The sequence below is a fragment of the Bacillus sp. C30 genome (genome assembly GCF_040838255.1).
GTDB classification, from domain to species: domain Bacteria; phylum Bacillota; class Bacilli; order Bacillales; family Bacillaceae_G; genus Bacillus_A; species Bacillus_A mycoides.
The window spans coordinates 1-3,208 of sequence record NZ_JBFPJH010000581.1 but is presented as its reverse complement, the minus strand read 5'-3'; the positions used below and the strand labels follow the sequence as shown (position 1 = coordinate 3,208).

Annotated in this window: 6 protein-coding genes and 1 pseudogene; all 7 read left to right on the top strand. The window is 36.5% G+C overall.

What is annotated here, in order from left to right:
* The first annotated feature begins 128 nt into the window (after window positions 1–128).
* The gene (locus AB3X49_RS23125) at window positions 129–422 is read left to right on the top strand and encodes a hypothetical protein (RefSeq protein ID WP_367965002.1); all 294 of its coding nucleotides are present in this window, start codon (window positions 129–131) and stop codon (window positions 420–422) included.
* A gap of 1 nt (window position 423) precedes the next feature.
* The gene (locus tag AB3X49_RS23120; RefSeq protein WP_367965000.1) at window positions 424–774 is read left to right on the top strand and encodes a phage head closure protein; all 351 of its coding nucleotides are present in this window, start codon (window positions 424–426) and stop codon (window positions 772–774) included.
* A 1-nt stretch (window position 775) separates the two neighbouring features.
* Window positions 776–1,120 (top strand): HK97 gp10 family phage protein, encoded by a 345-nt coding sequence (locus AB3X49_RS23115; RefSeq protein WP_367964998.1) that lies wholly within the window; start codon window positions 776–778, stop codon window positions 1,118–1,120.
* Window positions 1,117–1,446 (top strand): hypothetical protein, encoded by a 330-nt coding sequence (locus AB3X49_RS23110; protein WP_367964996.1) that lies wholly within the window; start codon window positions 1,117–1,119, stop codon window positions 1,444–1,446. Before AB3X49_RS23115 ends, AB3X49_RS23110 begins: the two co-directional genes overlap by 4 nt.
* Window positions 1,447–2,040, top strand: coding sequence for a major tail protein (locus AB3X49_RS23105; protein ID WP_367964994.1), 594 nt, complete (start codon window positions 1,447–1,449; stop codon window positions 2,038–2,040).
* Between the two features lie 3 nt (window positions 2,041–2,043).
* A complete protein-coding gene (locus AB3X49_RS23100; RefSeq protein ID WP_367964992.1) occupies window positions 2,044–2,400 on the top strand; it encodes a hypothetical protein in 357 nt (118 codons plus the stop codon).
* Between the two features lie 230 nt (window positions 2,401–2,630).
* Window positions 2,631–3,208, top strand: a pseudogene (locus tag AB3X49_RS23095) (DUF2207 domain-containing protein); the annotation flags it as partial.

The following is a 3,208-nucleotide window of genomic DNA, read 5'->3' as shown; positions in this document are numbered from 1 at the left end:
CTACGCTTTATACAATCAAACAGTTTGCGAATGGTAAACCAAAAGATAATAAAGCAGCACTTGTGTATGATTTGAAGATTTCTTTCACGCCACCAACTCCACCAGCAGCTAAATAAGGAATGATGTGAATGGATACAGTAATTTCAAATGAAATAGTACAGCAATTCAAAGATAGGATGCGATTAGGTGATGAGGAAGATGCTAACCTAAGACGTATCCTTTTTGCATCCAATGAAGCTTTAATAAAATTGTGTGGATCGTATGACATAAACAAAGATGAGACGTTCAAAGAATTAGTTTTTGAACGTTCTCGTTATGTTTACAATGATGCGCTTGAGTATTTTACTAAGAATTTTTTAACGGAAATTAACAGCTTTAGCATTCAAAAAGCTTTAGAAGAAATTAACCTGGAAGGTGATTAAGATGCGTCCTTTTCAGTACAAAAAACCACTGAATACAGGTGATTTTAGAAATCGAATTAGTATTGAACAACCTGTAGTAATAAAAGATGAATTAAACCAAGTAATCGAAACATCTTGGCAGGAATTAAAAAAATCTTGGGCGATGATAAAAACAGTGAAAGGGTCAGAGTATATTGAAGCTTCATCCTCACAGGCTACACTGGTTTATCGATTCGTGATTCCGTACACTTCTGGTATTACAGAAGAAATGCGGATTAATATGAAAGGCCGTATCTTTGATATCATCGAGCCACCAATGAATGATGATGAAATGTATCAAACATTGACCATTATCGCAAAGGAGCATGTTTAGTATGAACGATTTTGCGAGTGAAATTGCTAGAGAATTACAAAGGTATGCAAATGTTGTGACAGAGGAACTAATGGCCGCGCAAGAGGAAGTAGCTGATGTTGCCGTTAATAAACTAAAGCAAAGTAGTCCTAAAAAAACAGGTGGTTATCGTAAAGGATGGCGTAAGAAAAAAGATGGAAAATCCGTCGTTATTCATAATACAAAGGGACAGTTAACACATCTTTTAGAAAATGGTCATGCGAAAGCGAGTGGCGGACGCGTTCCAGCGCAAGTGCATATCCGTCCAGTTGAAGAGTATGTAATGAATGAATTGCCAAGACGTATTGAAAGGGCGCTTGAATCATGACATTAGGTGAATTAACGAAAATTCTTGAAGCTACAGGTTATCCTGTGGCTTATTCGCATTTCGCAGCAACACCAGGTAATCCAGTACCAAAGCCACCTTATATTTGTTATCTTGTGGATGGCTCACCAAACATGATTGCTGATAACAAAGTACATCACAAAATAAACGATGTAACTATTGAACTTTACACAATTAAAAAGGATTTATTTGCTGAATCCAAATTAGAAAAAGCCTTAGATGATCATGAGATCCCTTATGAATCATCTGAGGTTTTTATAGATTCTGAGAAATTATTTCAAAAAATATATGAAACGAGGTTGATATAAATGGAGAACAAAGTATCTTATGGTTTGAAAAATGTTCATTATGTACCATACGAAGTAAATGAAGGGTTAGTTACATTTAAAACTCCCATTCCCATGCCGGGTGCGGTAGAACTAACAAACGAACCGCGCGGCGATTTAATTGAGTTCTTTGCAGATGATATGCTGTATTATTCAGCAGACAACAATCAGGGGTATGAAGGAACGTTAACAGTAGCGGCTATTCCAGAGCGATTTGCTATTGATGCGTTAGGTGAGCAGTTAGATGAAACAGACGGCGTATTAAACGAGTTAGCCGATGCAAAAGGAAAACCTTTCGCATTGTTATTTGAATTTGATAACGATGTGAAAGCAACCAGGCATGTGATGTATAACTGTTCAGCAAGTCGTCCTAACATTTCATCAAAATCAAAAACGAATTCCGCTGAACCAAATACGAATGAATTGAAATTTGTTGCGAGTCCACTGATTGTAACGCCTGATGGCAGACCAATGGTGAAAACGAAAACAACTTTCAAGACAACACCAGCCATTTACAACGAGTGGTATAAAAAAGTATATATAAAAGTACCTATTCCACCAAAAGGAGAGAAGTAATACATGGAAAAGACCATTACAATAGACGGAAAACAAGTCAGATTAAAAAGTACAGCAGCAACAGTTAAACGTTATAAAGCTCAATTTAGACGTGATTTATTTGCAGATATGCTCAAATTAGGTGTTATTGCTCCTTTAAATCCTCAAGCTGGCGCTACTATTGATTTAGCAAATGCCGATTTAAGCAAAGTGGATTTTGAGGTTGTTTATGATCTAGTTTGGTTATATGCGAAAACAGCGAATCCAGAAATTACAGAACCGATTACATGGTTAGATGGTTTTGATGAATTCCCTATCTCTGAGATTCTTCCAGAAATTATGGATATGATTCAAAGTACGATGGGCGCAAAAAAAAAATAAAGAAAAGTAATGGAGAGCAAGGGGCTTTCAGTGATGAAGAATTAACCACTGATACATTCCTTGCTCTTTGTTATCAGGCGAAATTAACACATTGGGATTTAGAAATTATGACAATTGGTGATTGTTTTGATTATATTGCTGAATTCGCAGAAATGGAGAATCCAGACAAAGACAAAACACGTAAAGCAGGTCAAAAAGACTTCGATTCATTCTAAGAAGGGAGTGAGAAAATGGCAGGAAGAATTAAAGGGATTACGATTGAAATTGGTGGAGAAACCACGGGTCTTCAAAATGCTTTGAAAGATGTTAATAAGCAGAGTGATAACTTAGCAAAAGAACTAAAAGATGTTGAACGTCTTTTAAAATTTAATCCTGGTAATGTGGAAGCATTAGCCCAAAAACAACAGTTACTTACACAACAAATTGAAAACACCACACAAAAGCTAGATAAATTAAAAGCAGCGGAACAACAAGTACAAGCTCAATTTCAAAACGGTAAAATTTCTGAAGAACAGTATCGTGCATTCAGGCGTGAGATTGAATTTACAGAAGGGTCTCTTAATGGTCTGAAAAATAAGCTTGGAAACATGAAAGCTGAACAAGATAATGTAGCGAGTTCCACAAGGCAATTAGAAACATTATTTCGTGCTACAGGAAAAAGTGTTGATGATTTTGCAGGCGCATTAGGAAATCGTCTTGTGAATGCAATTCGAACCGGAACGGCTACAAGTAAGCAGTTAGAGCAAGCGATTGGAATTATCGGACGAGAAGCATTAGGAGCAGGGACAGATATTGATAAATTACAACG

What these genes read in the sequence shown, in the direction of transcription:
- AB3X49_RS23100 (WP_367964992.1), top strand. Translation starts at nt 2,044, where the DNA reads ATGGAAAAGACCATTACAATAGACGGAAAACAAGTCAGATTAAAAAGT.
- AB3X49_RS23125 (WP_367965002.1), top strand. Translation starts at nt 129, where the DNA reads ATGGATACAGTAATTTCAAATGAAATAGTACAGCAATTCAAAGATAGG.
- AB3X49_RS23105 (WP_367964994.1), top strand. Translation starts at nt 1,447, where the DNA reads ATGGAGAACAAAGTATCTTATGGTTTGAAAAATGTTCATTATGTACCA.
- AB3X49_RS23110 (WP_367964996.1), top strand. Translation starts at nt 1,117, where the DNA reads ATGACATTAGGTGAATTAACGAAAATTCTTGAAGCTACAGGTTATCCT.
- AB3X49_RS23120 (WP_367965000.1), top strand. Translation starts at nt 424, where the DNA reads ATGCGTCCTTTTCAGTACAAAAAACCACTGAATACAGGTGATTTTAGA.
- AB3X49_RS23115 (WP_367964998.1), top strand. Translation starts at nt 776, where the DNA reads ATGAACGATTTTGCGAGTGAAATTGCTAGAGAATTACAAAGGTATGCA.